General features: G+C 59.6%; 25 protein-coding genes. 15 read left to right on the forward strand and 10 right to left on the reverse strand.

Annotated features, from left to right (window positions below; genetic code table 11):
* Positions 1-8: 8 nt before the first annotated feature.
* On the forward strand, positions 9-956 hold the full coding sequence (gene secF, locus LKE65_RS11200; RefSeq protein ID WP_086645840.1) for a protein translocase subunit SecF: 948 nt from the start codon (positions 9-11) through the stop codon (positions 954-956).
* A gap of 66 nt (positions 957-1,022) precedes the next feature.
* Here the strand turns inward: secF and LKE65_RS11205 are convergent, their stop codons facing one another.
* Both LKE65_RS11205 and mscL read right to left on the reverse strand, forming a co-directional pair.
* Positions 1,023-1,421, reverse strand: coding sequence for a hypothetical protein (locus LKE65_RS11205; protein ID WP_253527361.1), 399 nt, complete (start codon positions 1,419-1,421; stop codon positions 1,023-1,025).
* Positions 1,422-1,508: 87 nt separating this feature from the next.
* On the reverse strand, positions 1,509-2,000 hold the full coding sequence (mscL, locus tag LKE65_RS11210) for a large conductance mechanosensitive channel protein MscL (RefSeq protein ID WP_086645838.1): 492 nt from the start codon (positions 1,998-2,000) through the stop codon (positions 1,509-1,511).
* A gap of 302 nt (positions 2,001-2,302) precedes the next feature.
* On the opposite strand from mscL, the gene rpmE reads away from it, so the two are divergent.
* The 3 genes from rpmE (at position 2,303) to LKE65_RS11225 (ending at position 4,051) form a co-directional block, all read left to right on the forward strand.
* On the forward strand, positions 2,303-2,533 hold the full coding sequence (gene rpmE / locus LKE65_RS11215) for a 50S ribosomal protein L31 (protein ID WP_086638545.1): 231 nt from the start codon (positions 2,303-2,305) through the stop codon (positions 2,531-2,533).
* A 174-nt stretch (positions 2,534-2,707) separates the two neighbouring features.
* Positions 2,708-3,256: an Hsp20 family protein gene (locus LKE65_RS11220; protein ID WP_278741391.1), complete on the forward strand. Its 549-nt coding sequence runs from the start codon at positions 2,708-2,710 to the stop codon at positions 3,254-3,256.
* A 204-nt stretch (positions 3,257-3,460) separates the two neighbouring features.
* Entirely contained in the window at positions 3,461-4,051 is a 591-nt protein-coding gene (locus LKE65_RS11225; protein ID WP_086645837.1) for a DUF1013 domain-containing protein, read from the forward strand.
* Between the two features lie 60 nt (positions 4,052-4,111).
* Here LKE65_RS11225 and LKE65_RS11230 read toward each other — a convergent pair whose 3' ends face one another.
* Positions 4,112-4,276: a YdcH family protein gene (locus LKE65_RS11230; RefSeq protein WP_086646044.1), complete on the reverse strand. Its 165-nt coding sequence runs from the start codon at positions 4,274-4,276 to the stop codon at positions 4,112-4,114.
* A 230-nt stretch (positions 4,277-4,506) separates the two neighbouring features.
* Here LKE65_RS11230 and LKE65_RS11235 point away from each other — a divergent pair, with 230 nt between their 5' ends.
* From LKE65_RS11235 to LKE65_RS11245, 3 genes are all read left to right on the forward strand, one after another.
* Positions 4,507-4,713 carry a YdcH family protein gene (locus LKE65_RS11235; protein WP_025824960.1) on the forward strand — a complete coding sequence of 69 codons (207 nt, stop codon included), beginning with the start codon at positions 4,507-4,509 and terminating at the stop codon, positions 4,711-4,713.
* Between the two features lie 123 nt (positions 4,714-4,836).
* Positions 4,837-5,310: a 5-(carboxyamino)imidazole ribonucleotide mutase gene (gene purE, locus LKE65_RS11240; RefSeq protein WP_434734881.1), complete on the forward strand. Its 474-nt coding sequence runs from the start codon at positions 4,837-4,839 to the stop codon at positions 5,308-5,310.
* Positions 5,307-6,479 carry a 5-(carboxyamino)imidazole ribonucleotide synthase gene (locus LKE65_RS11245; protein WP_278741394.1) on the forward strand — a complete coding sequence of 391 codons (1,173 nt, stop codon included), beginning with the start codon at positions 5,307-5,309 and terminating at the stop codon, positions 6,477-6,479. The genes purE and LKE65_RS11245 overlap by 4 nt, the downstream gene beginning before the upstream one ends.
* A 32-nt stretch (positions 6,480-6,511) precedes the next feature.
* Here the strand turns inward: LKE65_RS11245 and LKE65_RS11250 are convergent, their stop codons facing one another.
* Positions 6,512-7,225 carry a JAB domain-containing protein gene (locus LKE65_RS11250; protein ID WP_278741396.1) on the reverse strand — a complete coding sequence of 238 codons (714 nt, stop codon included), beginning with the start codon at positions 7,223-7,225 and terminating at the stop codon, positions 6,512-6,514.
* Complete coding sequence (locus tag LKE65_RS11255) at positions 7,222-7,983, reverse strand: JAB domain-containing protein (RefSeq protein WP_278741398.1); 762 nt, start codon at positions 7,981-7,983, stop codon at positions 7,222-7,224. The genes LKE65_RS11250 and LKE65_RS11255 overlap by 4 nt, the downstream gene beginning before the upstream one ends.
* A gap of 45 nt (positions 7,984-8,028) precedes the next feature.
* Between LKE65_RS11255 and LKE65_RS11260 the strand changes: the two genes are divergently transcribed.
* From LKE65_RS11260 to LKE65_RS11275, 4 genes are all read left to right on the forward strand, one after another.
* On the forward strand, positions 8,029-10,254 hold the full coding sequence (locus LKE65_RS11260; RefSeq protein ID WP_278741399.1) for an ATP-dependent helicase: 2,226 nt from the start codon (positions 8,029-8,031) through the stop codon (positions 10,252-10,254).
* The gene (locus tag LKE65_RS11265; protein WP_165924999.1) at positions 10,254-11,168 is read left to right on the forward strand and encodes a 50S ribosomal protein L11 methyltransferase; all 915 of its coding nucleotides are present in this window, start codon (positions 10,254-10,256) and stop codon (positions 11,166-11,168) included. The genes LKE65_RS11260 and LKE65_RS11265 overlap by 1 nt, the downstream gene beginning before the upstream one ends.
* A gap of 84 nt (positions 11,169-11,252) precedes the next feature.
* Positions 11,253-13,034: an aminopeptidase P family protein gene (locus LKE65_RS11270; protein WP_278741400.1), complete on the forward strand. Its 1,782-nt coding sequence runs from the start codon at positions 11,253-11,255 to the stop codon at positions 13,032-13,034.
* A 98-nt stretch (positions 13,035-13,132) separates the two neighbouring features.
* The gene (locus LKE65_RS11275; protein ID WP_086645832.1) at positions 13,133-14,164 is read left to right on the forward strand and encodes an isocitrate/isopropylmalate dehydrogenase family protein; all 1,032 of its coding nucleotides are present in this window, start codon (positions 13,133-13,135) and stop codon (positions 14,162-14,164) included.
* Positions 14,165-14,244: 80 nt separating this feature from the next.
* Here LKE65_RS11275 and LKE65_RS11280 read toward each other — a convergent pair whose 3' ends face one another.
* From LKE65_RS11280 to rpsD, 4 genes are all read right to left on the reverse strand, one after another.
* Positions 14,245-16,164: an FUSC family protein gene (locus tag LKE65_RS11280; protein WP_242005675.1), complete on the reverse strand. Its 1,920-nt coding sequence runs from the start codon at positions 16,162-16,164 to the stop codon at positions 14,245-14,247.
* 115 nt (positions 16,165-16,279) lie between these two features.
* Positions 16,280-17,185: a LysR family transcriptional regulator gene (locus LKE65_RS11285; RefSeq protein ID WP_278741403.1), complete on the reverse strand. Its 906-nt coding sequence runs from the start codon at positions 17,183-17,185 to the stop codon at positions 16,280-16,282.
* A gap of 15 nt (positions 17,186-17,200) precedes the next feature.
* Complete coding sequence (locus LKE65_RS11290) at positions 17,201-18,748, reverse strand: peptide chain release factor 3 (RefSeq protein WP_095348932.1); 1,548 nt, start codon at positions 18,746-18,748, stop codon at positions 17,201-17,203.
* A gap of 99 nt (positions 18,749-18,847) precedes the next feature.
* Complete coding sequence (gene rpsD, locus LKE65_RS11295) at positions 18,848-19,465, reverse strand: 30S ribosomal protein S4 (RefSeq protein ID WP_025824941.1); 618 nt, start codon at positions 19,463-19,465, stop codon at positions 18,848-18,850.
* Between the two features lie 302 nt (positions 19,466-19,767).
* Between rpsD and LKE65_RS11300 the strand changes: the two genes are divergently transcribed.
* A complete protein-coding gene (locus LKE65_RS11300; protein ID WP_086647205.1) occupies positions 19,768-20,298 on the forward strand; it encodes an HdeD family acid-resistance protein in 531 nt (176 codons plus the stop codon).
* A gap of 32 nt (positions 20,299-20,330) precedes the next feature.
* On the opposite strand, the gene LKE65_RS11305 is transcribed toward LKE65_RS11300, so the two are convergent.
* Positions 20,331-22,973 carry a cation:proton antiporter gene (locus LKE65_RS11305; protein ID WP_095349160.1) on the reverse strand — a complete coding sequence of 881 codons (2,643 nt, stop codon included), beginning with the start codon at positions 22,971-22,973 and terminating at the stop codon, positions 20,331-20,333.
* Between the two features lie 252 nt (positions 22,974-23,225).
* Between LKE65_RS11305 and LKE65_RS11310 the strand changes: the two genes are divergently transcribed.
* From LKE65_RS11310 to LKE65_RS11320, 3 genes are read left to right on the forward strand one after another with little or no spacing between them, the layout of a single operon-like run.
* Positions 23,226-23,483, forward strand: coding sequence for a hypothetical protein (locus LKE65_RS11310; protein ID WP_233129195.1), 258 nt, complete (start codon positions 23,226-23,228; stop codon positions 23,481-23,483).
* Complete coding sequence (locus LKE65_RS11315) at positions 23,473-23,646, forward strand: hypothetical protein (protein ID WP_158093064.1); 174 nt, start codon at positions 23,473-23,475, stop codon at positions 23,644-23,646. Before LKE65_RS11310 ends, LKE65_RS11315 begins: the two co-directional genes overlap by 11 nt.
* Positions 23,633-25,360 (forward strand): ABC transporter substrate-binding protein, encoded by a 1,728-nt coding sequence (locus LKE65_RS11320; RefSeq protein WP_278741405.1) that lies wholly within the window; start codon positions 23,633-23,635, stop codon positions 25,358-25,360. The genes LKE65_RS11315 and LKE65_RS11320 overlap by 14 nt, the downstream gene beginning before the upstream one ends.
* Positions 25,361-25,385 lie beyond the last annotated feature (25 nt).

The raw sequence follows: 25,385 nt of genomic DNA on the forward strand, positions 1-25,385 counted from the left end.
CGCTACTTATGTTCGGACGTCCTCTCCTGCGTTTTGTCCGCAAGGATACGCACATCAACTTCATGCGCGGCCGCTTCATGGGGCTGATTGTCTCGGCCGTGCTTTCGATCGCATCGCTTGTTCTGTTCTTCCATCCCGGCCTTACGCTGGGCCTGGATTTTCGGGGGGGGATTGTGGTGGAAGCCCAGACCCCCGGCCCGGCTGATTTTGCCAAAATCCGCGCAGCTCTGGCCGAGCATGGGGTATCGCACGCCTCCTTCCAGTCCTTCGGGGCTGCCAATGATGTTCTGATCCGGCTGGATGCGGGCTCGGAGCAGGATACGCAGGCCATTGTGGACAAGGTGCGCCACACCGTAGCCGAATCCCTGCCCGGCACCACCATCCTGCGGGCCGATGCGGTCGGGGCTTCGGTTTCGGCCGAGCTGTTCCGCAACGGCATGCTGGCTCTGGCTCTCAGCCTTGCCATGATTCTGGGTTACATCTGGTTCCGGTTCGAGTGGGAATTCGCCCTGAGTGCGGTGATCACACTTGTACTCGACCTGACCAAGACCGTGGGTTTTCTGGTCCTGACCGGCTTTGAGTTCGATCTGGTTATGGTTGCCGCAATCCTGACCATTCTGGGCTACTCCACCAACGACAAGGTGGTGGTTTATGACCGTGTGCGTGAGAACCTGCGCAAATACCGCACCATGCCGCTGATCGACCTGATCAACCTTTCGATCAACGAAACACTCAACCGCACGCTGGGCACGTCCTCCACGGTCTTTCTGGCATCCCTGCCGCTGGCCCTGTGGGGAGGCGCCACGTTGTCCGGTTTTGCGTGGACCATGCTGTTTGGCATTGTTGTTGGCACGTCCTCCTCCATCTTTATCGCAGCACCTCTGCTGCTGTTCATGGGGGAAGGTCGTCTCAAGCGCGGCGCTAAAAGTGGCAAGGCTACGGCGCCATCGGCCTGAAGCCCCCCGACAATTACGACTGACACAAAAAAACGGAGCAGTCTGACTGCTCCGTTTTTTTACGCCTTAATGGCGGGAGAGTGGAACAGGCACACCATTGGGTAACACCAGCATGCTGTTCCCTAATGGGGCAGGTTCATCAATGGTTGCCAGAAAAGCCTCCACCTTAAGCCCTGCCACCTTGAGCGTATTGCTGCCCGGATGGTCCCGAAAAACCAGAATGGCGGCCAGCGCCTCCCGGTCGGCGGTAACGATCTGTACAATCTGCGGCAGGCTCAGGCCGCCACTCATCAACTGCCCGCGTGCCATGCCATTGGCTATGGCGTAACTATACAGCAACGTGCTGGGCGTTTGCTCCACCTTGAGCTGATACGGCACACTCTGGCACCCCGCCACGCCAACAAGGGCAAGCAGGGCGGCAAACGGAGGCACTTTATAAAAAAAGCGGAATACAGAGGGCTTCATGGTTGAGAGCCTACTCCATATTCCGCCTGTCGAAAACACAGTGCTTGCCAGGGGCATACGCCACAGCGCCTGCCCACGGCCCAGCCTTTAGCCCTGCGGTGTAGTCTGCTGCGTGTTGCGCGCGGCAAGTTCATCACGGATCTGGGTCAGCAGGATTTCCGTCTGGGTTGGTGCGGGCGGTGCTGCGGGCTTGGCTTCCTCACGCACATGCAGGCGGGTCAGGGCTTTGACCATCCAGAAAATGGCCATAGCCACGATCAGGAACTGGATAACAGCGTTCACGAACAGGCCGAGGTTAAGCGTAACCGCGCCAGCTTTTTGCGCGGCGTCCAGCGTTGCCTCGTGCGGGCCTTTAAGGGTGACAAACAGGTTGGAAAAATCAATCCCGCCGACCAGCAGACCAATAACGGGGTTGAACACATCCTTGACCAGGCTGTTCACAATCCCTGTAAACGCCGCACCAATGACCACACCAACAGCCAGATCAACCACATTGCCGCGCATGATGAAGGAGCGGAACTCGCCCACCCAGCCCGGTGTACGCACGTGGGCCTTAAGATCAGTTTTAAGATCAACCATAAATTCGGTGTCCTGTTTAAAAGGTTTTCTGCAAAGATACTGTTCTGTATCCGTGTGGCTGGCTATTTCTCAAGCGTTATTATTGGAATAACCAAAAATCTTTGCCATATCTGCCCCCGCCGCGCCGTTATTGGTGCAGACTATTCAGGACGTTACCCCGCATTGGGCTGTGGCCTTAACGCCAGTTGCAGGCAAAAGGTGCATAATCAACGGTTGATCCTGCTGCCGCATACCGTTATATGCACGGCAATTCGGCCCGGTCGGTATCGGGCCTTCGTCTGCTGTAAAGAAAGACCTGTCCCATGAAGTCCGGCATTCACCCCGAATACCACGAAATCACCGTCATCATGACCGACGGCACGGAATACACCACCCGCTCCTGCTACGGCAAAGCCGGTGACACCATCCGTCTGGACATTGACACCAAGTCCCATCCGGCGTGGACCGGCGTGCAGCGCATCATGGACACCGGGGGCCAGGTCGCCAAGTTCAACAAGCGCTTTGCTGGGATCGGCACCCGTTCCAAAGGCTGATTTTTCTAGCCTTACCGTGTGCTTTTGGCCCCGCCCTCTTGAAAAAGGAGGCGGGGCTTTCCACGTTTGGAGCATGGCTGATGCCCCACGGGGGTTAGCCAGAAAGACCTGCCACACAGGCCGCCTTATGGGGCCTGCTGCACGGCAGAACCTTGCCGAACGAGGAGGTTCCACATGACTTACGATTTTGCACCCCTATTCCGTACCGCCATCGGCTTTGACCGGCTAGCACAGGTAATGGACACCGCAGCCCGCAGCACGGGCACCCCCAGCTACCCTCCCTATGACATTGCCAAGACCGGGAGCGACAGTTACGCCCTGACCATGGCCGTAGCAGGCTTTGCCCCGGATGATATTGAACTGCTGGTGCAGGACAGCACGCTTGTTGTCTCCGGCCGGGTCAGCGCCCCACAGGACGAGGGCGAAGTGCTGCACCGCGGTATTGCCCGCCGCGCCTTTGAACGCCGCTTTGCACTGGCAGACCATGTTGAGGTTACAGGGGCGGATATGAATAACGGTCTGCTCCGCATCAGTGTACGCCAGATTGTGCCAGAAGCGCTCAAGCCACGGCGTATTCCTGTTAATGCAGGCCAGACGGAAGGGCCACATGGCGTGGCTAAGGTGCCCACGCCACCTCAACAGGCCCATACTCCCTTTGCGTCCACTTCCACACTGGCAACACATGCCTCCCCCCAGAACCAGAGCGTGCCAAACGCGGCCTGAACCCGCCTTGCAGCCCCAAAAGGGAGTGGAACTCCGGTTCCGCTCCCTTTTGTTGTATTTTTGCAGCTTGACCTGAACGGGCTGCTCCCTCCATATCGGGGGCATAGATGCGCGTCGGCAGGCACGCAGGCTTCGGAAGAGGTTCCAGGCCGTCAATTTACCGGTGCCTGCGTGAGCGCCGCCCGACGACAGGATAGAAGCCAAATGACGACCTTACCCTTGATGCCAAAAGCAACCGCTGTGTGGCTGATCGAAAAGACCGCGCTCAGCTTTGAACAGATTGCCGCTTTTTGTGGGATGCACCCGCTGGAAGTGCAGGCCATTGCCGATGGTGAAGTCGCTCAGGGCATTGTTGGCTACGACCCCGTTGCCAACCACCAGCTTGCACTTGAAGAAATCCGCCGTTGCGAAGCAACACCTACGGCGCGGCTTAAAATTCTGGCCACCAACAACCCCGTGCGCCGCCGCTCCAAGGGTGCGCGTTACACGCCGGTTGCCAAGCGCCATGACCGTCCGGATGGTATTGCCTTCCTGCTGCGCAACTACCCGCAGCTGAGCGAACAGCAGATTGTAAAACTGCTTGGCACCACCAAGGACACCATTGCCAAGGTGCGCGACAAGCAACACTGGAACACACCCAACATCAAACCGCGTGACCCGGTGACCGTTGGCCTGTGCAGCCAGACAGACCTGAACGCAGCCGTAGCCGATGCCAATGCCCGGCTTGAGCGCGAAGGGGCGGAAATTCCCGTACCTGCACTGGATGCAGGCGATCTTGATTTTTCTGCTGAATAAAATCCTGCCGGATTTATCTGCCGCTTTTACATATGCGGCAGATAAATCCGCACTGCGTTTTTAGCCCGCCAGCCGTTCAATTTCTTCCTTGATCCTGAGCTTTTGCAGCTTCAGGCACATCAGAACGCGCTCATCCGGTCTGGGCCTACCCCCTTCGGAAGCAATCTTCTGGTCAATATGGGAATGGCGGTGTTTGAGAGACTCTATCCTTGCTAGGCGCGCCATGGCTGCCTCCATTCGGTTAGTGACTCTTTTACGCTAGCGTACAGACGGCCAGAAATTTCATGTTAATTTCATATTCCACTGCATGCCGATATGCGCTGTGCACATGGAACTTTTTCCCGTTTGCGCAAGCTGGTCGCGCAATGCATGGTTGGTAAAGAGCGCCATAAATGCAACAACGGAGTAATCCGATTGAATGCACGAGTCAGATGCACACAGGGAGAACCAGCGCCATGATGCAAGACCGCGAGTCACTACTGGGGCAGCTTCTTGAGCTGCGAAGCGAGCATCGTGATCTGGATACGGTCATCAACAGAATGACCAATGAGACAACCTTTATCGACCAGTTGTACCTTCAGCGGCTGAAAAAACGGAAATTACTGCTCAAAGACCGCATAACACGGGTTGAAAGCCAGCTGATACCCGACAATATTGCCTGACTTTGCAACAGGACCAGCATTAGCAAGACCGGATACCCTACCCCTGTGAACACAACAGCCCCCCAGACCACCACCTCCCACGCTGCAGATAACAGCGCAGCGGCCGCGCCCCCCAAGGTTGGCATTATCATGGGCAGCCAGTCAGACTGGGAAACCATGTGCCATGCCGATGCCATTCTGAACACGCTGGAAATCCCGCACGAAACCCGCATTGTCTCTGCCCACCGTACACCGGACCGGCTGGCGGAATACGCCCGTACGGCGGCGGATCGGGGGTTGTCTGTTATTATCGCCGGGGCTGGGGGCGCAGCCCACCTGCCCGGCATGTGCGCGGCATGGACCCGCCTGCCCGTGCTGGGAGTGCCTGTGGAATCCCGCGCACTCAAGGGCATGGACAGCCTGCTCTCCATTGTGCAGATGCCCGGTGGCGTACCCGTTGGCACGCTGGCCATTGGCTCGGCCGGGGCCAAGAACGCAGCTTTGCTGGCGGCCTCCATTCTGGCCCTGCAAAACCCCGAACTGGCCGCACGGCTGGAAGCCTGGCGCGCGGTACAGACCGCATCGGTTGCCGATACACCCGTGACAGAAAACGAATGACCCATACACACGCAGCTCTGGCCCCCAATGCCGTTATTGGCATTGTGGGTGGGGGGCAGCTTGGCCGCATGTCTGCTGTTGCAGCCTCCCGACTGGGCTATAAAACGCATATTCTTACTCAGGACGCACATGGCCCGGCCGCACAGGTTTGCAGCGCCATAACCCTTGGTGCGTATGATGACCCCGCAGCACTGGACGCTTTTGCCAAAGCGGTTGATGTGGTCACTTTCGAGTTTGAAAACATTAGTGCCGATGCACTGGACAGGCTGAGCAGGCACTGCCCTGTGCGCCCGTCGGGCAATATCCTGCGCATCAGCCAGGACCGGCTGGCGGAAAAAACCTTTCTGGCAGAAGCCGGGGTACCACTGGCACCGTGGCATGCGGTAACGGACCATGCCTCCCTGCACGCAGCGGCAGACCGGCTGGGCTTTCCGCTTATCCTCAAAACCACCCGCAACGGGTATGATGGCAAGGGCCAGCGCCGTGTGCAAAGTGCTGCGGAACTGGATGAAGCCTTTGCTGCACTCGCGCCGCACCCGCTGGTGGCCGAAGGCATGGTCGATTTTGCCTGCGAACTGAGCGTTATGGTCGCCCGCGGCACAGATGGTACAACCCGGTGCTTTGACACGGTTCTCAACCACCACTGGCACGGCATTCTGGACCTGACACTCGCCCCGGCCCCCGTGCCTGAAAGCGTTGCGGCAGAAGCAGGCCGACTGGCCGCCCTTATTGCCGAGCGGTTTGATCTGGTTGGCATTATGGGCGTGGAGATGTTCCTTGTGCGCGATGGCTCACTCATGGTGAACGAGGTCGCACCTCGCCCCCATAATTCGGGCCACTGGACTATGGATGCCTGCGCGCAGGACCAGTTTGACATGCACATCCGCGCAGTTGCGAGCCTGCCCCTGCCCCACGCCACCCGCCATTCGGATGCGGTGATGAAAAACCTTGTAGGCCCCGAAGATATGGCCCTGTGGCCCGCCATTTTGGCTAATCCGGGCCATATTCCGCATCTGTACGGCAAAAAAGAGGCCCGTGAAGGGCGCAAGATGGGGCATGTGAATATTCTGTTCCCATACGGCGCACTCCCCGGGGACTGGGGCATACAGGCGGCTCTTGGCCCGCTGGCAACCAAATGTGCCTCCCCCCCACCTGCGGACGAAGACTGAACACCTCCACGGCCTGAGCAGAAGAGGCGCGGCTACAGCAGCCCTGCCTCCTTCATGCTCAGGACCCGCTCCCGGCCTACAATCAGGTGGTCCGCCACGTGCAGCCCCACAACGCGGGCGGCGGCAATGATCTGCGCGGTCATGCTCATATCCTCGGCAGAGGGCATAACATCGCCGCTTGGGTGGTTGTGTACCAGCACAAAACCACGCGCCCGCAAAGCCAGTGCGCGCCTGACAATCTCACGCGGGTAAACGGGAGCATGGTCCACCGTACCGCGCCCCATAACCTCCTCCCCCACAAGCCGATTGGCTGCATCAAGGAACACTACGCGCATCTGCTCGGTTTTTTCATGCGCCATAAGGGCAGACAAATACGCATTCAGGGCCGGGCGTTCGAGCAGTACACTCCCCTGCTGCAAACGCGCACGGTGCAGACGGAACGCACTCTCACGCGCAAGAATTAACAACACGCGCGCAGCTTCGGGGAGCAGGCTTACACTCCCCTCGTGCTGTGCCGCTGCTGCCAGCACGGCAGAGAGGGTTGCGTATTCCCCCATCAAAGCTTCAGCCTGCTCAATGGCCTGTGCTTGGGCCATACCTGCCGCCCCGAGCAATGCGGCAAGGCATTGCCTATCATCCGGCCCTACAGCTTTAGCCTGAGGCAACCCTGGCACCAGCCCTTCTGGCGGCCTTGTTAGAAAAGCCATGCCATCGGCCATGCCCGGTAGGGTGTGGGGGCGGCTCACCAGTCTGCTGCCATCTGGCGTGCACTTGCCCATGCACTCGCCCCAACCACCATATGGTCATGCACACTCACCGCAAGCAAAGGCGCAGCTTTGCGCAGGCTCGCAACAAAAGGCGTGCAATTCTGGAGCAGGGTTTGCACGTCCTGCCCCGGTTCGGCCAGATACACGCTCACAACCGCACTCGCCTGCACCTCCAGCGCGCGTTGCAGAACATGGGCCACAGCCTGCTGCACACGCTCTGCTTCGGCTTTTGCGGTTGGCATGGCCCATGCCAGTTGCTCGTCCGCCAGCAGGGTATTGCGGCTATCCAGCAGCAGCATGCGCATCTGCGGCCTCTCCGCCGCGCGCAAAACCGTGTTGCAATACAGCAAAAGACTGTCCCAATCACCCAGATAGGCACGGTTACTGCCGCCATCGCGCACCAGACAGGCTGCCACATCCGGCAATTGTGCGCACAAAGCTGCGGCACCGCGTGGCGCCCCCGCCCCCTGCAACACCGCAGGTGCGGAATCGAGCACAGCGGAAAAAGACCCGAACTGGTTGATCAGGCTTTTGGCCAAGGGTTTGGTATCGCGCCGGGGGACGCCGTAAAACAGCAGCATTTCCAGCAATTCGTAATCAGCCAGCCCGCCCGCACCGTGGGCCAGCACCCGCTGACGCATACGTTTGCGATGCCCCACAGGCCCGGTTGATGCAAACACGCTCCCCCCTTCCTGAACGGAAGAAGCCGGGGGCGGTGGCATCTTTGTTTTCGCCATCCTATTGCTCCGATTGGCCTGAGGCGGACATCACTATATAAGAGAATGGTGACGACATTCGAGCCCCCTTCTCACCCCACCTCCGATGCTGCTCCGCAGAGCGGCTCCTCCTACCTTGCGCGCCTGAACCCGGAGCAACGCGCGGCCATTGAGACAACAGATGGCCCGCTGCTGGTTCTGGCTGGTGCAGGAACCGGCAAAACCCGTGTGCTAACCACACGTTTTGCCCATATCCTGCTAACCGAGCGCGCAAAGCCGTGGCAGATACTGGCGGTAACCTTTACCAACAAGGCCGCGCGGGAAATGCGCGAGCGTGTTGCCCTGCTCCTTGGCGCACCGGCAGAGGGGCTGTGGCTTGGCACCTTCCATGCCCTGTGCGCACGCATGCTGCGCCGCCACGCGGAATATGTGGGGCTGACCCAGAGCTTTACCATTCTGGACACGGACGACCAGCTCCGCCTGCTCAAACAGGTTATGGAACCCTGGCAGATTGACACCAAACGCTGGCCCGCCCCCGGCCTGCTTGGGGTTATCCAGCGCTGGAAGGACCGGGGGTTAACGCCTGCGCGTGTCACCCCGTCCGAAGATACGGACTTTGCCAATCATCACGCCCGCGCCATTTACGAGGCTTATCAGGCCCGCCTGATACAGCTCAACGCCTGCGACTTTGGCGATCTGATGCTCCACGTGACCGAAATCCTGCGGACCCGCCCCGATGTGCTGGCCCAGTACCACCGGCTGTTCCGCTATATTCTGGTCGATGAGTATCAGGATACCAACACCGTGCAGTATCTGTGGCTGCGCCTGCTGGCCAAACAGGCCGATGGCACGGCCAATATCTGCTGCGTGGGGGATGATGACCAGTCCATCTACTCCTGGCGTGGTGCGGAAGTGGAAAACATTCTGCGGTTTGAAAAAGATTTTCCCGGCGCAAAAATTGTCCGGCTGGAACGGAACTACCGCTCGACCCGCCACATTCTGGGTGCCGCCGCGGGGCTGATCGCCCATAACGGGGAACGGCTGGGCAAAACCCTGCGCTCGGGGCGGGATGACCCCTCGGATGGGGAAAAAGTGCTGGTCACCAGCGTATGGGATTCGGACGCCGAGGCCCGCAGCGTGTGCGACATAGCCGAGCGCCTGCACCACAAGGGACAGTCTCTGGCGGAAATGGCCATTCTGGTCCGCGCCGGGTTCCAGACCCGTGCATTTGAGGAGCGGCTTGTACAGACCGGCCTGCCCTACCGCATTGTTGGTGGTGTGCGCTTTTACGAGCGGGCCGAAATCCGCGATGCACTGGCCTATATGCGCGTGGTCAGCCAACCGGCGGATGATCTGGCGTTCGAGCGGATCATCAACGTGCCCAAGCGCGGCGTTGGCCCGGCCAGCCTGCAAAAACTGCGCGAGGCGGCCCGCTTTGCCAATACTCCGGTGAGTGTTGCAACCCAGACCATGCTCGAAACCGGCCAGCTCAAGGGCAAAATGGCCGACCAGTTGCGCACACTCACCAATGCCCTGAACACCACGCGGGATATTCTAAGCCGTGAAGGACACGTGCTGGCCGTTGAACACCTGCTGGAAGAGAGCGGCTACCTTGAAATGTGGCGCCTTGACCGCTCGCCCGAAGCCCCCGGACGGCTGGAAAACCTGAAGGAACTTGTGCGCGCTCTAGCCGATTTTGGCACGCTTGGCGAGTTTTTGGAGCATGTCTCCCTTGTCATGGAGACGGACGAAAAAGCGCAGGATTCCAAACTCTCGATCATGACACTCCACGGAGCCAAAGGGCTGGAGTTTGATACGGTGTTCCTCCCCGGTTGGGAGGAAGGGGTTTTTCCCTCCCAGCGCACGCTGGATGAAGGCGGGCTTAAAGGGCTGGAGGAGGAGCGGCGTCTGGCCTATGTGGGCATTACCCGTGCACGCAAACAGGCCATGATCTTCCATGCCGGGAGCCGGCGCATTTACGCCAACTGGCAGCCTTCCATGCCCAGCCGCTTTCTGGATGAACTGCCAGAGGAGCACATCAGCCGCAAAAACGAAGGCGGCTCCGCCCGCCGCGGCCTGTTTGCCGAACAGAGCCTGTTTGACAGCGGCCCCGTTGTGGCCCGCCGCAAACGCCCGCCCGAAGCGGAACCAGCCTTTGAACTGGGGCAGCAGGTCCGCCACCCCCGTTTTGGTGTGGGCATCGTTATTGCGGCTGACCGCAACCATCTGGAAATCGCGTTTGAAGACGCGGGCACAAAACGACTTCTTTCCTCCTTTATCGAGAAACTATAATGGCCCCCACACCCCGCCGCCACGCTACAAGCCTGGAAACCATTTCTGTCACCGTACCCGAAGCTGCGGTGGAAGCTTACGAAAACGCCATTGGCAGCGTCTGCACCACGGTTGGTATTTTTGAGGCCAACCCCGAAGGCACTCAGTGGCGGGTTGAGGGCGTAAAAGACACGGGCCACCGTGAAGACGAACTGACACTGGCCCTTATGCTGGCCGAACTGACCAGTGGCGTATCCGCCCCGCTGGAACGCGCAGCAACCGAAGCCGAAGGCTGGCTTGCCCGCACTTATGAGGCTTTTCCCGAACAGAAGGTGGGCAAACGCTTTGTGGTGCGCGGCACCCATCTGCCCGATGCCCCCGAGGCAACCCGCATTGTGCTCACGCTGGATGCAGGCGTGGCTTTTGGCTCGGGCGAGCATGGTTCCACCCGTGGCTGCCTGCGCGCACTGGAACGCATTGCCCACCGCCACCCCCGCCGTATTCTGGACCTTGGCTGTGGCACGGGTATTCTGGCCATGGCCGCAGCAGCCCTTTTGCACCAGAAGGTGCTGGCGGTGGATATTGAGCCGTGGTCGGTCCGTGTTTCCGCCCAGAATGCGCGGCGTAACCGGCTGAACCGTGCCCTTACCTGCCGCCTTGGCAATGGCTGGCAAACGCCCGCCATCCGCAAGAACGCACCGTATGATCTGGTTTTTGCCAATATTCTGGCCCGCCCGCTGTGCCTTATGGCCAAGGATCTGGCACAGGCACTGGCCCCCGGCGGCACGGTTATTCTGGCAGGCCTGCTGCAAACGCAAATCCGCATGGTGCTGGCGGCCCACCGCAGGCAGGGGCTGGTGCTTGAGCAGGTCCTGACCGAAGGAGACTGGGCAACCCTGATCCTGCGCCGCCCCGGCGGTTCTTGCCCCGCCTGATTTTTTGCCACACCTTTGCGCAGGGTAGCCTATGCTTGGGCCACCCTGTGCCAGACCTTAGCCCCAAATCTGCGGAGTAGTACCTTGGCTTCCTTATCCATGAGCAGACTCACCTCGCTACGTGCCGTATTGCGCCAGAACGGGCTGGATGGCGTGATTATTCCACATGGCGATGAGTTTCTGGGGGAGTACACCCCGGCCTGCGCACAGCGGCTGGCATGGATAAGCGGTTTTACCGGCAGCGCAGGCACAGCCATTGTGCTGGCAGACAAGGCCGCCGTTTTTTCCGATGGTCGCTACATCACCCAAATGGACCAGCAGGTGGATGGCGCGTGCTGGGAGCGTGTGCATGGCGGGCAGGTGCCCCCCGCCACGTGGCTGGCCGCCAACGCCCGGCCCGATGCCAGCATTGGCTACGACCCACGCATTATGAGTGCCGCGGAACTGGCCCCCTACCTGCAACATGAGCAGCTTTGCCTTACCCCCACCGCGCATAATCTGGTGGATGCACTTTGGCAGGACCGCCCTGCCCTGCCTGCTGGCCCCGCGTTTATACACCCCCTGCGTTATGCAGGTGAAAGTTCGGCCAGCAAACGCGAGCGCATTGCGCACGACCTGCGCCATCTGGGGCAGGATGCCGCCGTGCTGAGCGATTCAGCCTCCATTGCCTGGCTGCTCAATATCCGTGGGGCGGATATTCCCTGCACCCCCGTTGTGCTGGCTTTTGCCATTATCCATGCCGATGCAAGTGTTGACCTGATTATCCAGCCCGACAAAATTCCCGCAGACGTGCGTGCATGGCTGGGGGCGGAGGTGCGTATCCATGCCCCCGCAGAGCTGGAGCAGGTGCTGGCCTCATTGGCCGGGCGCACCGTGGGGGTGGACCCGGCAAGCAATGCCGTGTGGTTTACACAAATACTGGGCCGCCATAACGCAACCGTTGCCACCACGCCCGACCCGTGCCTGCTGCCCAAAGCCTGCAAAAACCCGGTTGAGCAGCAGGGCATGCGCGCAGCCCACCTGCGCGACGGCGTGGCCCTGTGCCGCTTTTTGCACTGGATGGACACCCACGCCACCACCACAACCGAACTGGATGCCGCCAAACAGCTCGCCACATTCCGGCGGGCCGCGGCAGACTATGTGGAGGACTCGTTTACGGCCATTTCAGGCACGGGGCCAAACGGGGCCATTATCCACTACAGCGTAACCCCGCAGAGCAACCGCGCCATAGCCGCCAATGACGTTTACCTGATCGACAGCGGTGGCCAGTACCCCGATGGCACAACCGATGTCACCCGCACGCTCTGGTGTGGCCCCAACACACCCCCGCCAGCGCTAAAAGCCGCGTTTACCCGCGTGCTCAAGGGCAACCTGCGCCTTGGCCATGCGCGCTTCCCCACGGGCACAAAAGGCCACGCGCTGGATGCACTGGCACGGTACGACCTGTGGCAGGCCGGGCTGGATTTTGACCACGGGACCGGCCATGGCGTTGGCAGCTTTTTATCGGTGCATGAAGGACCTGCCCGTATTTCCAAGGCTGTTTCCGCCATTGCGCTGCAGGCGGGCATGGTCCTGTCCAACGAGCCGGGTTTTTACCTGCCCGGTGCTTACGGTATCCGGCTGGAAACCCTTGTTCTGGTCCGCCCGGCCGAAGTTGCAGACTCCACGCGGTCTTTTCTGGAGTTTGAAACCCTGACCCTGGCCCCGTTCGACCGGAAACTGATCGACCTCTCCCTTATGGGAGAAGCAGATACCGCCCTGCTGGATAGCTACCATGCAGAAATCTTGCACCAGATTGGCCCGCACCTGCCCGCAGATGCAAAAAATTGGCTGCAAACAGCCTGTGCGCCTCTCAACAAGGCGTGATAGCAGGCTCTAGCCACCAATGGTCACGTAAATGGGAATCGCCTGAGCGCCCAAAGAGGCGCAGAACAGGCACCGAAGTTGAAAGGGAGCTTCTCAGAATGACAGCACATAGCAAGACCATTCCCGCCACACTTATTCCCGGTGATGGCATTGGCCCTGAAATTGTTGAATCGGTTATAGAAATTCTGGACGCGGTTGACGCCCCGTTTGTATGGGACCGTCAGCTGGCCGGCATGGCTGGTGTAGATGCGGTTAACGACCCACTGCCCAAGCAGACCATTGAGAGCATCCGCCGTACGGGCCTTGCCCTTAAAGGCCCGCTGACCACACCAGTTGGTGGTGGCTTCAAGTCCATCAATGTGACACTCCGGCAGGAATTCGGCCTGTTCGCCAACCTGCGCCCCACCAAGACCATTGTCCCCGGTGGCCGGTTTGAGGACATTGACCTCGTTCTCTTCCGTGAGAACCTGGAAGGCTATTATGCCGCCATGGAGCACTACATTCCCGTGGGTGAAGACCCCAAGGGTATTGCTCTGAGCTCCGGCTTTACCTCCCGCGCGGAATGCCGCCGGATTGTCAAATACGCCTTTGATTATGCCGTAAAAAACAACCGCAAGACGGTTACAATCGTGCATAAGGCCAACATCCTCAAGCTGCTGACCGGCCTCTTCCTTGAAGAAGGGCGCAAGGTTGCCGAGGAATACAAAGGCCGCATCGCCTTTAACGAACGGATTGTAGACGCCTGCGCCATGCAGCTCGTCATCAACCCATGGCAGTTTGATGTGGTTGTGACCACCAACCTGTTCGGGGACATCCTGTCCGACCTGACCGCTGGTCTGGTGGGTGGTCTGGGCATGGCACCGGGCGCGAATATTGGCGAAAAAGCCGCCGTGTTTGAAGCCGTCCATGGCTCTGCACCCGACATTGCTGGCAAAGGCATTGCCAACCCGCTGGCCCTGCTGCTGGCTGCGGTTATGATGCTGCGCCATGTTGGCCACGACAAGCAGGCTGACCGGATTGATGCCGCGATCAAAAAAGTGATCACCGAAGGCGGCGTCCGCACCAAGGATCTGGGCGGCAATGCCACATCCAAGGAACTGACGGCAGCCCTCAAGCAGGGTCTGGCCTAAGTTACAGGCCACCTCCTCCGCCACGGGCAGGCCCGGTAGCGGAGGGTGACCACAAGGGGGTGCTCCGGCATCCCCTTTTTTTATGGCAGTTCCATAGGCTGCGCGCAGGCCAGAAGCTGGAGACTGAGCAAAGCGTGGTCAAATATTTCCTGCTGCTGGGGGGGCATCTGCGCAACCTGCCTGCCAAGCCAACGGGCGGTTATGGCTGCCTGCCGGGTTACCACCACGCCATCATCCTGCTCCCAGTGCCGCAGAAAAGCCCGGAACGCCTGTTGCACATTGCGCGGCGTGGTGGGGGCCAGAGCAAGCTCGCGCAGCAGAATAACATGCATTCCGCTCACCATGCCCGAGAACTGCTGGCGGGCAAATGCTTTGCGCTGCGGCAGGGCAATACCCTGGGCATTACGCACAATCCGCACCAGACTATCCGCATTACCCGACAACCATTGATAAACCGAAACCCGGTTATTGGCAGAGGCCAGCTCCCGCAGTTGCCTGCTGGTCCAACGTGCCGTGCGCTGCATGTGGGAATCGGGGCGGAACGGCAGAACCGTGCGGTAAGTCCACCCCGCCACCAGCACAGCCCCCAAAAATGCCAGTGCGGTATTAAGGAACGAAACCTCATCATACCGCCCCTGATTATTCGGCCCCATAAGAACAGGCAGAAACATGTTGAACGAAAACGCATAGCCCGCCGTAGCCGGGTTGCGCGCGGCAAGCCCGCCAATAACCATGGGCACCATAAGCAGCAGTACCAGCAGTTCGGGCGTGCTGAGCGCGGGTAGCACCAGCGTTACGTAAATCCCGGCGACAAGCACACACCACACAGCCCCTCGAAAGAACGGAGCCGAAGCCACAACCGGGTTTTCCCGCGTGGCCAGCAGGCCGTACACAAGTGCCAGCAGCGACATAAACGTTGGCCCTGCGGGCCATGCCGTGACCTCCCACAGCAACCAGCCAACCAGAATACCCGCACAGGCGCGCACACCGTTTTCCACCGCTTCCAGCGTATGCCTGCGCGACCGGATACGAAACCGGAAATGGTCCCCCCGCCGGTGGGTCAGGCAGGCCTGCACGTGTTCGTCAATACTGCGCTCATCCTTGCGGATGGACGTTGGTACCTTGCTGGCAGGCAGTAGCTTAAGGGTCGCCAGCCCTTCTGCCCGGGCCAGCATAACCAGCAGCCCCGCCAGTGCAGCACGGGCATGGTCGGCCATATGGCCATACCCCCCGGCTTCCAGCGCATCGTATTCAATACGACTGCCTGCGGCAGTCAGTTCGCCCAGCAGTGGGCTCTGGTCCAGTTCGGTTGTCGGGTGCCCTTCTACCAGACAGGTCACGCGCTTGCGCACCAGTGCCTGTGCGCTTTCCAGCCGGGTTTTAAGCCGGGCGCGCGCATGGGCCTGCAAGCCGGGCATAAACAGCAGGGCCAGCAGGGCCTCGCACACTACACCCAGCACAATATACGTGCCGCGCGCCATGGCGATGTCAAACACCTGATCAGGCTGCATAATGGCCCCGGTGGCCACAATGGCGGAGGTAAAGCCGGTCAGGACCAACCCGTAGGCTTTATACCCTTCCAAAAACGTGGCCATGCCACAGCACAGGCCAATCCAGCAGGCCAGCACGCCAAAAAACAGGGCAGGACTTTGCGGAAAAGCGGCAATAAGCCCAACCGCCACACAACAGCCCAGAATTGTACCCGCAATACGCCAGCGCGCCTTGGATAAGCTCTCCCCCCGGGAGGACTGCGCAACCACCCACACGGTCAGCGGTGCCCATTGGGGGCTGTCCAGCTCCATGGCCATGGCGATAACAAGGGACAACCCGGCAGCAAGCGCCGAGCGCACAGCAAAGGCAACATCCCCGTAGGATGGGGCAACGAGCCATTTAAGCTTGCCCGCCCATTGCGCGCTCAAAGCCTGCCACGCAGCCAGCAGCTGCATGCCCCCCCACCGATGGACAACGGGCATGCCTGCGTCTGGGTCCATATTGCTCATGGTGTGTTGTACTCAGCCAGCCGGAAAAACCGCACGATGTTCAGGTCGCCCGCATAAGTCCAAGCGTTTGTTCTGATCACATCATAAGCAAAATTTATGATGAACCCACAATCCGCTAAACGGTATAAATACTGTCCAGTTCCAAAGTGCTGGCAACATGCCACAGACGGGTAAGTAGCGCGGTGGAGTTAGGCTGGTTCAGCCTAAGCACGCCAACATCTGGCGCTGGGGACGGGTCCAGCCTGCACACCTGCAATGGTGGCATAAGGCCCGTACGTTCAGGCAAGGCGGATATGGGCATAATACCCGCAACCTTGCCTGCCATGATTTCCGCGTGCAGCAGTTCCAGCACGTTGGTTTCCAGCATAACCTGCGGCACCACGCCAGCCTGTGCAAAACAGGCATCCACCAGTTGCCTGCTGTGCATGTTGCGGTTGAGCAGCCCCAGCGGCAGGGTAGCCGCCTCTGCCCAGCCACACCTGTGCTCCGCCGGCAATGGAATGGAAGGGGCTGCAATAAGCACGTAATGCTCGGCGTACAGGCGCTGGACCTCAAACGGTCCATCCTTGGGCACCTGCTCCAGATACATTAACCCCAGCTGAATACGCTGTTCCCTGAGCTGATGCAGGATTTCCGCATTAGGGTAAACGGTAACCTCAACCCGCAGAGCGGGCACGGCGCTGCGAAAATGCTCCAGCAGCAGAGGCACAACCTGCACCCCCTGAGGCATAACACCAATGGAGACAAACCCGCCCGCCACATCCTGTGCAAAAGCGGCCTCCTGCCGCAGGCTGTCCAGATCCGCCAAGGTCTGGCGGGCCCAGATCAGCACACGCTGGCCTTCCTCCGTCAGCCCGAAAAACCGGCGGTTGCGGTTGATGATGGTAATACCCAGCTCGTTTTCCAACTGCCTGATTGCAGAGGAAAGTGCGGGCTGGGACACCCCACACACCTGTGCTGCGCGCGAAAAATGGCGGTGCTGGTCCAGCGCGATCAGGTAACTGAGTTGCCGCAAAAACACCTGTACGCGCGCCCCTTAGCCGATTTCGATCCCGATCTGCTTAATGTCGTGGAACTTGATGTCGGGGTTCTGTTCTTCTGTCCGGCGCATCATAAAGCCCGACGTTGCGAGAAAAACAGGGTCATCATCCAGATCATCCGCCATGGCAGAGCGGTTGGAGGCGGCAAATGCCTCAATTTTATCCCGCGGTCCGGTTATCCAGCGGGCAAGGGAGAATGGTGTGGAATCAAACCCGATGCCCACGCCGTATTCCGCCCGCAGCCGAGCCTGCAACACATCAAGCTGAAGTGTGCCCACCACACCCACAATGGGGGGCGCGCCATCCTGCGGCCTGAAGAGCTGCACGACCCCTTCCTCCGCCAGTTGCACCAGAGCCTGTTTGAGCTTTTTGGCCTTCATGGCGTCATCAAGGCGCACGCGGCGCAGGATTTCAGGGGCAAAATGGGGAACACCGGTAAAGCGGATGTCCTCCCCCTCGGTCAGTGTGTCACCAATACGCAGGGTGCCGTGGTTGGGAATGCCCACAACGTCACCCGCAAAGGCTTCTTCCGCCAGATGCCGGTCCTGCGCAAAAAAGAACTGGGGCGTGTGCACGGCAAAGCTTTTGCCTGTGCGCGTGTGTTTGAGCCGCATACCCCGCGTTAAACGACCGGAGCATATGCGCGCAAAGGCAATGCGGTCACGGTGGTTGGGGTCCATGTTGGCCTGAATTTTGAACACCAGAGCCGTCATGCCCGGCTCATCCGCCGTGACTGTGCGGTTTTCTGCTGCCTGCGCACGGGGGGATGGACCAAAGGCCACAAGCGCGTCCAACAGGTCGGTTACGCCGATTTCCTTGATTGCGCTCCCGAAAAACACGGGGGTCAGGTGCCCGGCATCAAACGAGGCACGGTCAAACTCCGGCAGGGCGGCCTCGGCCAGTTCCAGTTCCTCACGCATCTGCACCAGACGGGCATCGTCCTCCGCCAGCGGTGTGAGCGTGTTGAGCTTGCCATTCAGCAGGTCATACGTGCCAACAAACGTGGCCGCACGGCCAACCGGCCAGGTGGCGGGGCATGTATCGAGTGCTAGAGAGGAGGCAATTTCGTCCAGCAGGGCAAAGGGGTCCTGTGCCTCGCGGTCCATCTTGTTGATGAAGGTTACAATGGGAATATCGCGCAGGCGGCAGATTTCGAACAGCTTGCGTGTCCGGTCTTCTATCCCCTTGGCGGCGTCAATCACCATAACGGCCGAGTCAACGGCGGTGAGGGTCCGGTACGTATCTTCGGAGAAGTCTTCATGGCCCGGCGTGTCGAGCAGGTTGAACACGCACCCGCCGTAATCAAACGTCATGACCGAGCTGACAACCGAAATACCACGGTCGCGCTCAATGGCCATCCAGTCCGAACGTGTGCGGCGGCGCTCGCCTTTGGCCCGCACGTTCCCCGCCAGCTGAATGGCACCACCCGCGCGCAGAATACGCTCGGTCAGTGTGGTTTTACCGGCGTCGGGGTGCGAGATGATCGCAAACGTACGACGGCGGACAATTTCCTTACCCAGTTCAGGATTGGCGGTATCAGACATAAATCAGTTCCGGGGCTTCTGGCATGAATAAAAACGGCAAACGCCGGATGGAGAGAAAACCCTCCACCCGGCGTCCACAGGTCGAACCGGAGTTCCCGATTAACGGGAGTAGAATTCGACCACCAGGTTCGGTTCCATCTGCACCGGATACGGCACATCGGAAAGCTGCGGGCCACGCAGGAACGTGCCCTTCATCTGGCGATGATCCACTTCCATGTATTCCGGCACGTCACGCTCAGCGGACTGAGTTGCATCCAGAACGATGGCAAGCTGCTTGGACTTTTCACGCACTTCGATCACGTCACCATCCTTAACGATGTAGGACGGGATGTTCAGCTTGCGGCCGTTGACCAGAATGTGGCCATGGCTGATGAACTGACGTGCAGCAAACGGCGTGATCGCGAACTTCATGCGGTAGATCACCGCGTCCAGACGACGTTCGAGCAGGTTGATCAGGTTTTCAGACGTATCGCCCTTACGACGCACGGCTTCCTGATAGTAGCGGCGGAACTGCTTTTCCGTGATGTTGCCGTAGTAGCCCTTGAGCTTCTGCTTGGCCATCAGCTGCACGGAGAAGTCAGAAGGCTTGCCCTTGCGGCGCTGACCGTGCTGACCCGGACCGTATTCACGACGGTTAACGGGGGACTTTGCACGGCCCCACAGGTTTACGCCAAGGCGGCGGTTGATTTTGTACTTGCTCTCAAGGCGCTTGCTCATAGTGCGCTCTTCATCTCTCAACAGGCGGGCTGGGAGAAACAGCCCGTCATTACACCGGTAGTCTCCGTCCACCACGGATCGGAGCGGGCGCACACCGCATTACCAGCAAAAAGACGCTGGCCGGTCTGTCCACATTCCCGGCAATGGTCGCAGGGTTTACGAGAACGTCACCGGCCTGTCAACAAAAGCCATGTGGGTGGGGTGCAGGAAGCGTCTGTAGCTGTTTTTATTTTGTATTAACACGCGGCAACATACTATCAGGACAGCACTACTCTTCACTCTGGGACGCAAGGATATACTCCATGCCATTTGCACACAAATGGGCCCTCTTTGTCGGATTGGGCGTTGCGCTGGTCATACTGGGCTTTGTTGCCTGCCTTGATGCGGTGTCTGTTACCCTCGCCAGCACCATGTTTATTGGTGGCCTGCTTATTTTTGCCGGGATCATGCAGGGCGTGCATGCTCTTGCGGTCAAGGACTGGGGGGGCTTTCTGTTTTCCCTGCTCTGCGGCGGGCTTTATATTATTGCCGGCGCCCTGCTGATCAAGGAGCCTGTCTCCGGCTCCGTGGCCATTACGGTGTTTGCCTCGGTCTGTTTTGTTGTGGTGGGCGTTCTGCGCTCGGTCATGGCGCTCCAGTACCGTGGGCTGCCAGGCTGGGGCATTATTCTGGGCAGCGGGCTGATCAGCCTTGTGGTGGGTATTTGCCTGTACCTTAGCCTGCCCTGGTCCGGCCTGTGGCTGATTGGCACCTTTATTGCCGTTGAACTGATAGCAAGCGGCATTGGCTGGGTGCAGTTCGGGCTTGCTCTGCGCCAGAGCAACCTGCGCTAAAGCGCCTGAGCGCACCCAAAGAGGCGGGCGGCTTACGCCTTGCCTGCCTCTTTATCGTCTGATGCGTCTGCATCGGGCTTTTCCGGCGGCATAAGGGCCAGCACATCCCCCTCGGGGGCAAGCAGGGCTCTGGCCGCCAGACCATCCTCATCCATAGCGGCTATTTTCTGCCTTGGCAGGAGCGATGTCGGGCGCTCCCCTGCCTCGCGCTTGCGCAGAATGGTTTCTATATTCTGCATGACCACCGGGTAGTCATCTACCAGACGGCGGAAACGCGATGCCTTGATCGCCATGAAGTGCCCGAACTGCACGGCCCGCACGTTGCCAACACAACGCCAGCGCTGGAGAGCTTCCTGCGCGCCTAGCAGGTCCCCTGCCCCGTACAGTTCATCCACCCCGGCCACATGCGCCTCCACCAGCCCGGCGCTGATAAAATAGACGTAGCGCATCTTCTGCCCCTTGCGGCACAGCAGTTCCTGCGGTGCAACAAAGCGCAGGGATGTGGTGGTCGCCAGATCATGTAGCTCCGCGCCCGGCAGCCCACGGAATACGGCTGCGTTTTTAATCCGGTCCTCAATCCCGCTCCGCAGGTCAAAGCTCAGGCGCTTGTTCAGGCGGTGCCTGCGGCGCTCCAGTTCCTTGAGCAGCTCACGGTTCAGTTCATCACTGATCAGGGATTCCGCGAGCAGGGTGTCATATTCCTCCCCTTCCAGACGCAGGGATATCTGGCGGAAAATACGGTTTTCCAGCGCCTCGGCGTAGCCATGGTAATGCAGGCGCAGGGTTTCGAGCGCCTCATCCAGCAGCTTGCGCTGGCGGGAGAGCACCTCGGCCACAATTTCCCCAATACGGCTGCCCAGCGTGGGTTCGAGTCGTTCACGCATGAAGCGGGTCAGCGAGATGGAAATAAAGTGCGCCACCATCAGCATTTCAAACCGCTCGGCCATGCACAGCATCAGCGGCCGGTCCCAGCGCAGGTAATTATGCACCCACTGCGCCAGATCAAACCGGAAGGAAGGGCTAAGCCGCCGCCGTAGCGCGCGCACATACCCCAGACGCCCTTCCAACCTTGCCCCATCAATTGCCGCTTCGGACGAACGCAGCAACGTTTCCATCACCCGGCGGGACAACCCCTGCATACGGAACAGGTCCAGCAGTAAGGAGCGTTCCTGACTGGCTATGGTGATCAGGGCCAGATTAACGCGCTGGGTATCCGACAAAGCCTGGTCGAATACATTGGCAGCCTGCTCCTCCTCCGAGCGGCGCTCGATCTGGTCCAGCACGGGGCGCGTGGCATCCGCGCTAAAGCCGAGTTCGCTCCCCAGTTCCTCCGCCCGCTCACGCACATTCCCCAGACCAATGCCCAGCACCTGATGGCGCATGGCCTCATCAATGGGAGAAAGCTGGTCGAGCTTCAAAAACAGAACAAGCGAGCGCAATGTGGTGCCGTTGACCAGCAGGGTGATCAGCACAAAGCCGGTGGCGATAATACCAATAAAGTGGGCAATGGGCGTTGCCACGTGCTCGTTCTCTGTCACGGCCAGAGCAAGCGCCAGCGTAATGGCCCCACGCAGCCCACCCCAGACCATGGTTACCTTGAACGGTGTTGGCACGGGGGGAGAAAGGCGTGACCACGCCAGAAGCGGCAGCATGCCAAACACCACGGCTGCACGCGCGGTAAGCCCGGCCACACTGGCGATCAGGATCAGTACCCAGTCCCAGCGGGTCATGCCCACCAGCAGGTGCGGCACCAGCATGGACGCCAGCACAAACACCAAGGACCCTGCCCAGAACACCAGCTGCTGCCAGAGCTGGTTAAGGAACAGCCATGTCTGTGGCCGCACGGTGGATGGCCCGTAAACTGAGAGCGTCAACCCCGCAGCCGCAGTGGCCACCACGCCGGACACCCCGAGAAACTCGTCTGAAATAATATAAACAACATAGGGGAGCGCAACGCTGAGCGTAATTTCGGCAGCGGAACTGCCAATGGCCGACATCATGGCCAGTGTCAGCCGCCCACACAGCACCCCAACCACCACAGCCCCGGCAAAGGAGACAACGAACGAAACAACCGCCTCCCCCGGATGGATGGCGCGGTGCAGCGTAACCGATGGCAGCAGAATGGAAAAAATGGAAATGGCGGCAGCGTCATTGAGCAGCGCTTCCCCTTCCACCAGCCGGGTCAGGCGGGTGGAGGCCCCAATATCGCGGAAAATCCCGGCCACGGCGGACGGGTCCGTGGTAGCCACAATGGAGCCAAGCAGCAGGCAGACCACAAGCGGCATGCCCGCAAAGGGCATAAGGGCAAAACCAATAAGGGCGGTGGAGAGCGCCACAGCCACAACGGCCAGCAGCAACACGGTTGCGGCCTCATGCGCCAGACGCCGCACATCAATGGCCAGCGCGCCCTGAAAAACCAGCACGGGCAGAAAAATAAGCAGGAACGACTCACTGCTTATGGGAAAATCCAGCAGGGTTTCGGCTATCCCGCTCAGGGCAGAGGCATAGGACGTGCGCAGCGCAAAATCTGCCAGCGAACCAATAATAATGCCGACAATAGCCAGCAGAACGGTTTCGGAAAGTTCAAGCTTGCGGGCAATGGGCTGTACCGCACTCACCACAACCAGCAAAAGCGCAATAACAAGCAGTATCGCAGCCAGCCCTGTTACCGCCATACTCATGCCCCTTTTACTGCCAAAACCTGTCTGATTCCTTCCTTGCTAACACAATGATAAGGCAAGGAAATGGCAGACTCTGCTCTTTGGCTCCGCTTTTAACAGGCCCGAGGCAACCATGCCACACCCGCAAGCACAGGTCAGGAACATGCACACAGCGCATGACTATGTATTTTGCGGAACTTACAGGCCCCACAAGGCATGAGTGTAACCCACACCCGGCAAGACTTTTCTGGCACAAGGATTGAGAGTATGCTCCATACCATGAAAACACCCACGCGCTCCTGCACCCGGCTTGCCATGCTTGTGTTGATGCTCACAGGTCTTTCGGCCTGTGCGGAAGACCCCAATGCGCATTACTACCATGCCCGCACCCACAAGGGGCAGGCAGCACCAGACTGGTACAGGCCACCTGCCACGCCGCAAAACACCTTCAAATACAAAAAAGCGCCAATGCTCTATGAAAAACAGGCCGTTGGCTCCCCACAAGGCATTCAATATGACCGATAATGACAAGACGGAGAAAGTTGTGCGTCTGGGCATTATTGCCGGGGCTATCATGGTTGGCATTATTGTCCTGACCACCATGTATTCCGGCTTTGCCGCCCTTATGACCGGCCAACCCATGCCCGGGCAGCCCGCCCAGACCATGGGCCAGAATGCGCCCCGCTAAAAAGTCCCCTTCTTTTTACTGTCGGCTTGCAGGGGGGCTGCTGGCAGGGCTGCTGGGCTCCCCCATTCCCCTAGGAATATGCGCGAGCCCTCCGGCACCTCCCCCCGAACTCCCCCTGCCCGAACATGCAGGCGGAACGCTCCGGCTGGTTGCCTCTGCTTCTGGCGGCACACTGGACCCCCAGATCAACTACACTGGCAAATACATAAACCTTTTTGCCAATGTGTATGATGGGCTCACCACTTTTCGTAAGGTCACAGGCCCTGCGGGTAAGGAGGTCGTGCCCGATCTGGCAGAAACCCTGCCAGCCCCGCAGGATGGCGGGCTGCGTTACACGTTTACGCTGCGCCCCAACATTGCCTTCTCCAACGGCCAGCCCGTGACCACGGCGGATGTTGTTGCCTCCTTCCAGCGCCTTTTCCGTATTGGTGCGCCAACAGCGGGGGCGTTTTATGGCGCTCTTGTCGGAGCGGATGCCTGCCTGCGTACCCCTGCACACTGCACACTCGAACATGGGATAGAAGCCGATGCAGCCACCCGGCGCATAACCTTCCATCTGACCCACCCCGATACCGAGTTCCTGCAAAAGCTGGCCTTTACCCACGCCGTTATTCTGCCAGCCAGCACCCCCGACCACGATACGGGCAACACCCCCCTGCCCGGCACCGGCCCCTACCGGCTGGAAGCCTACGACCCCAACAATTTTCTGTATCTTGCCCGCAATCCCGCATTCCATGTCTGGAACCCGCAGGCACAGCCCGCAGGCTACCCGGACCGGATTGAATATACCTTTGGCATTCCCGAAGAGGCCGCCGTAACCGCGGTGGAAAACGGGCAGTATGACTGGATGGCCGATACCATCCCCCTCGACCGGCTGGGGGAACTTGGCAGCCACTTTGCGGGGCGGACGCATGTCATGCGCCACCCCTCGATCTACTTTTTACCCATGAACATGCATGAACCTCCTTTTACGGACATAAGGGTGCGTCAGGCTGTTAATTATGCTCTCAACCGCAAAGCGCTGGTTATTCTGTACGGTGGACCGGGTATTGCCCGCCCGTTATGCGGGCTTGTTCCGTCTGCTCTGGATGTTGCGGGGCAGAACTGCGCCTATACACGCGGGGCATCACCCACCGCACCGGCACAGCAATGGTCTGCGCCAGACATGCAGGTGGCGCGTAATTTGGTCCACGCAAGTGGCACTGCGGGGCAGAAGGTTACGCTGGTTGTGGACAATACCAGCGCGGACATGGCCATGGGTGCCTGGGTGCGCGACATGCTGCAATCCCTTGGTTATCAGGCCATGTTGCGCCCCATAAGCAGCAGCCTGCATCTGCCCTATATCCAGAATACGGATAACCATGTGCAAATCTCGCTCACGAGCTGGTCAGCCGATTACCCCTCGGCCTCCAACTTTGTGGACGCGCTCTTCGGGTGTGAGAATTTTCACCCCCATTCCGACAGCTCGATTAACATACCGGGGTTTTGTGACCCCCATGCCCAGTCTGTCATGGAGCGAGCCAAAACGGATACCAGCCTGAGCACAACCCAGCGCGACCAGCTCTGGATGGAAGCCAACAGGCTGATCATGGAGCAGGCACCCGCCGCTCCCATGATTGAAAAAGACAACGTGGTGCTGACATCCGCCCGTGTTCGGAACTTTTTTTATACCGAGGTCAATCAGATCCTGTTCTCTCAGGTCTGGCTGCATTAACCACCGGGGCGGTTATCCACAGAAT

The sequence above is a fragment of the Acetobacter fabarum genome (assembly GCF_022483405.1).
GTDB classification, from domain to species: Bacteria; Pseudomonadota; Alphaproteobacteria; order Acetobacterales; family Acetobacteraceae; genus Acetobacter; species Acetobacter fabarum.

What these genes read in the sequence shown, in the direction of transcription:
- LKE65_RS11310 (WP_233129195.1), top strand. Translation starts at nt 23,226, where the DNA reads ATGCTCCATACCATGAAAACACCCACGCGCTCCTGCACCCGGCTTGCC.
- LKE65_RS11260 (WP_278741399.1), top strand. Translation starts at nt 8,029, where the DNA reads ATGGTGACGACATTCGAGCCCCCTTCTCACCCCACCTCCGATGCTGCT.
- LKE65_RS11265 (WP_165924999.1), top strand. Translation starts at nt 10,254, where the DNA reads ATGGCCCCCACACCCCGCCGCCACGCTACAAGCCTGGAAACCATTTCT.
- LKE65_RS11300 (WP_086647205.1), top strand. Translation starts at nt 19,768, where the DNA reads ATGCCATTTGCACACAAATGGGCCCTCTTTGTCGGATTGGGCGTTGCG.
- LKE65_RS11315 (WP_158093064.1), top strand. Translation starts at nt 23,473, where the DNA reads ATGACCGATAATGACAAGACGGAGAAAGTTGTGCGTCTGGGCATTATT.
- LKE65_RS11280 (WP_242005675.1), bottom strand. Translation starts at nt 16,164, where the DNA reads ATGAGCAATATGGACCCAGACGCAGGCATGCCCGTTGTCCATCGGTGG.
- LKE65_RS11305 (WP_095349160.1), bottom strand. Translation starts at nt 22,973, where the DNA reads ATGGCGGTAACAGGGCTGGCTGCGATACTGCTTGTTATTGCGCTTTTG.
- rpmE (WP_086638545.1), top strand. Translation starts at nt 2,303, where the DNA reads ATGAAGTCCGGCATTCACCCCGAATACCACGAAATCACCGTCATCATG.
- LKE65_RS11290 (WP_095348932.1), bottom strand. Translation starts at nt 18,748, where the DNA reads ATGTCTGATACCGCCAATCCTGAACTGGGTAAGGAAATTGTCCGCCGT.
- LKE65_RS11225 (WP_086645837.1), top strand. Translation starts at nt 3,461, where the DNA reads ATGACGACCTTACCCTTGATGCCAAAAGCAACCGCTGTGTGGCTGATC.
- LKE65_RS11235 (WP_025824960.1), top strand. Translation starts at nt 4,507, where the DNA reads ATGATGCAAGACCGCGAGTCACTACTGGGGCAGCTTCTTGAGCTGCGA.
- LKE65_RS11230 (WP_086646044.1), bottom strand. Translation starts at nt 4,276, where the DNA reads ATGGCGCGCCTAGCAAGGATAGAGTCTCTCAAACACCGCCATTCCCAT.
- LKE65_RS11205 (WP_253527361.1), bottom strand. Translation starts at nt 1,421, where the DNA reads ATGAAGCCCTCTGTATTCCGCTTTTTTTATAAAGTGCCTCCGTTTGCC.
- rpsD (WP_025824941.1), bottom strand. Translation starts at nt 19,465, where the DNA reads ATGAGCAAGCGCCTTGAGAGCAAGTACAAAATCAACCGCCGCCTTGGC.
- LKE65_RS11245 (WP_278741394.1), top strand. Translation starts at nt 5,307, where the DNA reads ATGACCCATACACACGCAGCTCTGGCCCCCAATGCCGTTATTGGCATT.
- secF (WP_086645840.1), top strand. Translation starts at nt 9, where the DNA reads ATGTTCGGACGTCCTCTCCTGCGTTTTGTCCGCAAGGATACGCACATC.
- LKE65_RS11320 (WP_278741405.1), top strand. Translation starts at nt 23,633, where the DNA reads ATGCGCCCCGCTAAAAAGTCCCCTTCTTTTTACTGTCGGCTTGCAGGG.
- LKE65_RS11275 (WP_086645832.1), top strand. Translation starts at nt 13,133, where the DNA reads ATGACAGCACATAGCAAGACCATTCCCGCCACACTTATTCCCGGTGAT.
- mscL (WP_086645838.1), bottom strand. Translation starts at nt 2,000, where the DNA reads ATGGTTGATCTTAAAACTGATCTTAAGGCCCACGTGCGTACACCGGGC.
- LKE65_RS11255 (WP_278741398.1), bottom strand. Translation starts at nt 7,983, where the DNA reads ATGGCGAAAACAAAGATGCCACCGCCCCCGGCTTCTTCCGTTCAGGAA.
- LKE65_RS11220 (WP_278741391.1), top strand. Translation starts at nt 2,708, where the DNA reads ATGACTTACGATTTTGCACCCCTATTCCGTACCGCCATCGGCTTTGAC.